This is a genomic window from Aeromonas sp. QDB56 (genome assembly GCF_027705505.1).
Taxonomy (GTDB): Bacteria; Pseudomonadota; Gammaproteobacteria; order Enterobacterales; family Aeromonadaceae; genus Aeromonas; species Aeromonas caviae.
In genome coordinates this window covers 23,454-29,453 of record NZ_JAPDBZ010000042.1, presented here as the reverse complement: position 1 = coordinate 29,453, position 6,000 = coordinate 23,454, and the positions used below count along the sequence as shown (strand labels likewise).

At 60.9% G+C, this 6,000-nt stretch carries 4 protein-coding genes and 1 tRNA gene; 2 read left to right on the top strand and 3 right to left on the bottom strand.

The genetic code is table 11. The features are described 5' to 3' along the window. The 3 genes from OKB81_RS09105 to OKB81_RS09095 form a co-directional block, all read right to left on the bottom strand. On the bottom strand, positions 1 to 1,408 hold a 1,408-nt coding region (locus tag OKB81_RS09105; RefSeq protein ID WP_270805214.1), incomplete at its 3' end, for an efflux RND transporter permease subunit. 161 nt (positions 1,409 to 1,569) lie between these two features. Continuing rightward, a complete protein-coding gene (locus OKB81_RS09100; protein ID WP_041213197.1) occupies positions 1,570 to 3,894 on the bottom strand; it encodes an acyl-CoA dehydrogenase in 2,325 nt (774 codons plus the stop codon). Between the two features lie 47 nt (positions 3,895 to 3,941). After that, positions 3,942 to 4,595: a TetR/AcrR family transcriptional regulator gene (locus OKB81_RS09095; protein WP_005324182.1), complete on the bottom strand. Its 654-nt coding sequence runs from the start codon at positions 4,593 to 4,595 to the stop codon at positions 3,942 to 3,944. Positions 4,596 to 5,063: 468 nt separating this feature from the next. Between OKB81_RS09095 and OKB81_RS09090 the strand changes: the two genes are divergently transcribed. Next, positions 5,064 to 5,804: a phosphatase gene (locus OKB81_RS09090; RefSeq protein WP_128271501.1), complete on the top strand. Its 741-nt coding sequence runs from the start codon at positions 5,064 to 5,066 to the stop codon at positions 5,802 to 5,804. 87 nt (positions 5,805 to 5,891) lie between these two features. Then, positions 5,892 to 5,967: transfer RNA gene (locus OKB81_RS09085), tRNA-Thr, on the top strand. Positions 5,968 to 6,000 lie beyond the last annotated feature (33 nt).

Below are 6,000 nucleotides of genomic sequence, written 5' to 3'. Positions count from 1 at the left end.
CCAGCGGGGCTGACGCCCCGGCGAAATTCCCCTCCCACCTACGTCGGAGGGAGTCCCCTTTCGCATTTAAGATGGCGACCGTGGTCAGGGTGGACGCCACCAGAGCGGTCCACACCCGGCGGGTGCCCTCCAGCGCCGCCTCTCCCTTGCTGATGTCACCCCGCTCATGGAGCCGGTAGATGCTCTCCAGCACCACGATGGCGGCGTCGAGCACCATGCCGACCGCAAACGCAATGCCCGCCAGGGAGATGATATTGAGGGTCCGCCCCATCACCTTGAGCAGACAGAAGGTGAGCATGATGCTGATGGGAATGGCGATCGCGATCATCAGGGTCGCCTTGAGCTGGCGCAGAAAGACCCAGAGGATGGCGCAGGAGAGCAGCACCCCGAGCCCCAGGTTGGCGGTCACCATGCTCACCGCCCGGTTGATGTAGAGAGAAGCGTCAAACGACTGCTCCATGTGCAGGCCAACCGGCTCCAGCACCTCCCGGTTGAGCTCCCCGACCTTGGCCTTGATCCCCTCGAGCGCCGCCAGGGCATTGGCGCCGCTCTCCTTGAAGATCTGCGCCGCGATGGCGGTGTTGCCGTTCTGGATGCGCAGCACCGGGTTCTCCTCCCGGGCCACTCTGATCTCGGCAACGTCCCGCAGATAGATGGGCAGCCCGTCACGCCAGTCCACCACCTTGTCCCCCAGGGCCGCCACGTCATAGCGACCGGCAAAGCGCAGCTTGTACTCCCAGCGTCCGATGTCGAGGGTGCCGGCCGACACATCCCAGCCCGTCGTTGCCCGGCTGGCGAGCACCGGGATCTCCACCCCCAGTTCGGCGGTGCGGTAAGGGTCGAAGCGGATCTGGATCTGGCGCTCGTTGATCCCCTCGATGTCGACCGTGGACACCCCGGGGATCCGCTCCAGCTCGGGCTTGACCCTCGCCTCGATCAGCGCCTGGTGATCGTCTATCTCCCCTTTGGCGCCGGGCAGTTGCTGGATGAAGAAGAAGGTCAGGGTGTCGTTGCTGCTGTAGTTGTTGACGTAAGGGCCACCGATGTTGTCCGGCAGCCCCGAGACCCGGTTCAGGCGGGAGATGACATCAAGCTGGGCCCGCTGCATGTCGGTGCCGAGGGCAAACTCCATGTCGATTTCGGTGAAGCCGGGGTAGCTGTTGCTGCTGAGGCTCTTGAGCCCCTGTACCCCCTGCATCTCCTGCTCGATGGGATCGGTTATCTCCGACTCCATCTCCTGGGGCGAGGCCGAACGCCAGTCCACCGTGATGTTGAGGTGAGGACGGTCTATGTCGGGAAACAGCTGGACGGGCAGTCCCCGGATGCTGAGCAGGCCCAGCAAAAAAATCAGCACGACCGAGACCGCCACCCAGATGGGGCGTTCGATCGCCGTTTTGGCGAGGTTCATTCACTCTTCCTGAGTTGTTGTTATCGGCCATTCCGATGGCCTTGCTTCCTGCCCCAAGGGTGGGGGCCATTGCATTAAACTGGAATTAATCGACCTTGTAAATGCCTGGTTAAACAACAAAAAACCGGCCACTAGGGCCGGTTGTCGGTTTACGCTCGGGGTCAGGCTGCATGCTCGACCGGGTTCGGTTGAGACAATCCTTCCAGCTCGCCAGGAGCGAAGTTGTCCACCTGGATAGCCTCGTAGCGCAGGGCATCGGCGGCCAGCAACTTGTCCGCCTCCTCCTTGCCGAGGATGGACTGGGACAGGGCCGCAGCCACCAGCTCAGGCAGCGCCAGCTTGCGGGGCAGTCTGCCCTCTTTCTGGGCCTGCACCAGCTTCTTCTCGATGGGCTGCACCGAGACCATGGCCTGGAAGGCACGCTCCATCAGCCCCACCGGATCCGCCTCGTCCTTGCCCACATAACAGAGCGCGGTCAGACGATCCCGGAACTCGCCCGGCGTCATCATGGCCAGGCAGATGGCATGGCAGCGATCATCCGCCGGCATCTTGTAACCGACGCCGAACGGGAACACCACCCGCTTGAGTACGGCACCCACCACCTTGTTCGGGAAGTTCTGGAAGAAGCCCTCGAACGCCTTGCCAATCAGGTAGAGGTTGCGCTCCACCGCATACTGCACGAACGGCAGGTCAGAGACCATGCGGCCCTGATCCTCGTAATGCTTGAGGGTGGCGGAGGCCAGGTAGAGGTGGCTCAGCACGTCACCCAGACGGGCGGAGATCATCTCCTTGCGCTTGAGATCGCCACCCAGCATCAGCATGGAGACGTCGGCGCACAGGGCCAGCCCCTTGCTCATGCGGGAGAGTTGCTTGTAGTAGCGGGCGGTTTCGCCAGCCACCGGGGCACTATTGAACTGACCCAGGGTCAGCCCCTGGAACAGGGCACCGAAGAAGTTGCCGGTACCGAAGGCGATGTGCTTCATCAGCAGAGCGTCAAACTTCTCGAGACCGCGCTCCACATCGGTGTCGGCCGCCGCTTCCAGCTCGGCAAACACATACGGATGGCAGCGGGTGGCCCCTTGCCCGAAGATCATCAGGTTGCGGGTCAGGATGTTGGCCCCTTCCACCGTGATGGCCACCGGAATGCCCATGTAGGCGTAGCCGGTGTAGTTTTTCGGGCCCAGCTGGATGGCGCGACCGGCATGGATGTCCATGGAGTCATCCATCACCTGGCGGGCCATCTCGGTCATGTGGTACTTGGAAATCGCGGTGACGATGGCCGGTGCCTGACCCAAATCCAGGGAACCTGCGGTCATGCGACGAGCGCCTTCGAGCTGATAGGTGAGGCCGCCAATGCGGGCCAGCGCTTCCTGCACCCCTTCAAACTTGCCGATGGACATGCCGAACTGCTTGCGCACGTAGGAGTAGGCGCCCACGGTGCGGCTCGCCATGTGACCACAGGCGGTGCCAAGGGCAGGCAGCGAGATGCCGCGACCGGCGGAGAGGCACTCCACCAGCATGCGCCAGCCACGGCCGGCGTAATCCGGGCCACCGATGATCCAGTCGAGCGGAATGAACACATCCTTGCCGAAGGTCGGGCCGTTCAGGAACGCCAACCCCATGGGGTAGTGGCGATCGCCGACGCGCACGCCTGGGTGACTGGTCGGGATCAGCGCACAGGTGATGCCGATCTCTTCCTTGTCACCCAGCAGTTTTTCCGGGTCATAGAGCTTGAACGCCAGCCCCAGCACGGTGGCACGCGGCGCCAGGGTGATGTAGCGCTTGTTCCAGTTGAGGCGAATACCCAGCACCTCTTCACCCTTGTGCATCCCCTTGCAGACGATCCCCTTGTCCGGGATGGCGCCCGCATCGGAGCCCGCTTCCGGCCCGGTCAGGGCGAAGCAGGGTACCTCCTTGCCGTTGGCCAGCCCCGGCAGCCAGAAATCTTTCTGGGCCTGGGTGCCGTAATGCATCAGCAGCTCGCCCGGGCCGAGAGAGTTGGGCACCATGACGGTGACCGCGACGCTCAGGCTCTTGGTGGCGATACGGGTGACGATGGTGGAGTTGGCAATCGCCGAGAACTCGCGGCCGCCGTAGGATTTCGGGATGATCAGGGAGAAGAAGCCTTCTTTCTTCAGATAGTCCCACACCGGCTCCGGCAGGTCCTTGGTCTCGTTGACGATCTTGAAGTCGTCCACCATGGCGAGCAGGGTTTCGACCTGGTTGTCGATAAAAGCCTGCTCTTCTGCGCTCAGCTCGGCCTTGCCGTAGCCGTGCAGTTTCTTCCAGTCCGGGTTGCCGCGAAACAGCTCCCCGTCCCACCAGACGGAGCCGGCCTCCATGGCCTCCCGCTCGGTGGCCGACAGGGGCGGCAGTATCTTCTTGAAGATGCCGAACACGGGGCGGGTCACCACCTTTTTACGGATGGCGGGGACACCGAGCACCACGGCTATCGCCAGCACCAGCAGGACAAGCAATGTGATCATACCGAAGTTCCTTCTATTTCACTGTTTCCGTTGATTATTGTTAGGTGTTACACGGCCAGGGAGAGCCTGGTCGACTCCACGGGCGCCCCGACACCGGACGCCAGATAAGGAATGACGTTGCGCACCAGCCCTTCCACATCGAGCTGCTGGCCAAAATCGGCCTGGGCGATGTCACGCAGGGCATCCGCAGAGGCCATGGTGAAGACGACGGTGCCCAGGGTGAAGTGCAGGCGCCAGAAGAGATCCGCTGGCGACAAATCCGGATTGGCCTTGGAGATGGCCTGGGTGATCCCGTGCAGGGTCGCCCCATAATGGGTGGTAATAAAGCGGCGCAGGTGGCCCTGACTGTCGATATAGCCGCGCCCCAGCAACTGCATGAAGAGCGCCGGACCATTCGCCCTGACGGCCGACAGTTTCATCAGAGGTTCGACAAAGCTCTCGAACACCTGCAACAGGGTCAGCTGATCCTGCGCCATCAACGTCTGCAACCGCCCGTCCAGTGCCGGCATGAAGAGGCTCAGATAACGGTCGAGCACCGCCTGGATAAGCTCCTTCTTGGAGCCGAAGTGATAATTGACCGAAGCCAGGTTCACATCGGCCTCGCTGGTGATCAGACGCAACGAGGTATCGGCGAACCCCCGCTCGGCAAACAGCACCTCGGCGGCGTCGAGAATACGGTTCTTGGTATCGATTTTACTCACTGGACACCTCACTTAAACGAATGTTTAAAAAGTACGTTTCACGCCCCCCCATGTCAAGAGAATGTGAACAAGTGTTGGCTAAATGTTTTTAATCAAAAAAGAGGGAAGATGGCGGGAACTTCGCGGCGAGACGGCACTCTATATCTATGCCACTGCAATTAAACATTAAGTCTCGCCCAACCTGCGTCATGCTAGTTGGGCATTTTTTTGCCCTGCCGTCACCCGATGCGCCGGCAGAGAACCAAAAAAAACCGTCGCAGGGGCGACGGCGGGGAAAACGGGTCTGACCATCCAGTGTCGACCCATCGATGGGTGTTCAGGCTTGCATCGATGTCGTCATCCTCGCAGTGAAACGTCATCAGACTTTGTCAGCACAGACCCAAATTGTGACAAAGTATGGCAACCAGCCACATGGCCCGGCTTCGCCAATCTTGCTATGCTGTCGCCTCATGCCAGAGGGGAGAGAAGATGAAGTATACGGTCGATACCCACACGCACACCGTCGCCAGCACCCACGCCTACAGCACCATTCACGATTACCTGCCCATCGCCAAAGCCAAGGGGATCAAGCTGTTCGCCACCACGGACCATGGCCCGGACATGGCCGATGCCCCGCATTACTGGCATTTCGTCAATCTGCACGTGTTGCCCAGGATCGTGGACGGGGTCGGTATCCTGCGCGGCATCGAAGCCAATATCAAGAACATCGACGGTGAAATAGACTTCCCCGAGCGCTACGAATCGCGGCTCGACATGATCATGGCGGGCTTTCACGAACCGGTGTTTCCCCCCTGCGATCAGGCGACCCACACCCAGGCCATGATCAACGCCATTCGAAGTGGTCGGGTCGACATGATAAGCCACCCCGGCAACCCCGCCTTCCCCATCGATATCCAGGCGGTGGTCAAGGCAGCGGCAGAGTATCGAGTGGCGCTGGAGGTCAACAACTCCTCGTTCAGTCACTCCCGTGCAGGCAGTGAAAGCAACTGCCGCGCCATCGTCGAGGCAGCGCGCGATCTGGGTGCCTACCTCACTTTCGGCTCCGACTCCCACGTGGCATTCAGCCTCGGCGACTTTGATCACTGCCATCGGCTGGTCACCGAAGCCAACTTCCCACATGAGCGGATCCTGTCCCGCACCCCCCGTGCCCTGCTCGATTTTCTCGAGAGCCGCGGCCGTGCTCACATCCCGGAGTTCGTTGACCTCTGATATGCCTTAACATCATGAGCCAACTCATAAAATCGAATTGGCTCAATTGACTTGTCCGGCTTTTTTCACGACTCTGAACATCAAACCGCCGGTATAGCTCAGTTGGTAGAGCAGCGCATTCGTAATGCGAAGGTCGTAGGTTCGACTCCTATTACCGGCACCAGACAGACGAAGGGTTGGCCTCAGTGCGAGGCCA

What these genes read in the sequence shown, in the direction of transcription:
- OKB81_RS09090 (WP_128271501.1), top strand. Translation starts at nt 5,064, where the DNA reads ATGAAGTATACGGTCGATACCCACACGCACACCGTCGCCAGCACCCAC.
- OKB81_RS09100 (WP_041213197.1), bottom strand. Translation starts at nt 3,894, where the DNA reads ATGATCACATTGCTTGTCCTGCTGGTGCTGGCGATAGCCGTGGTGCTC.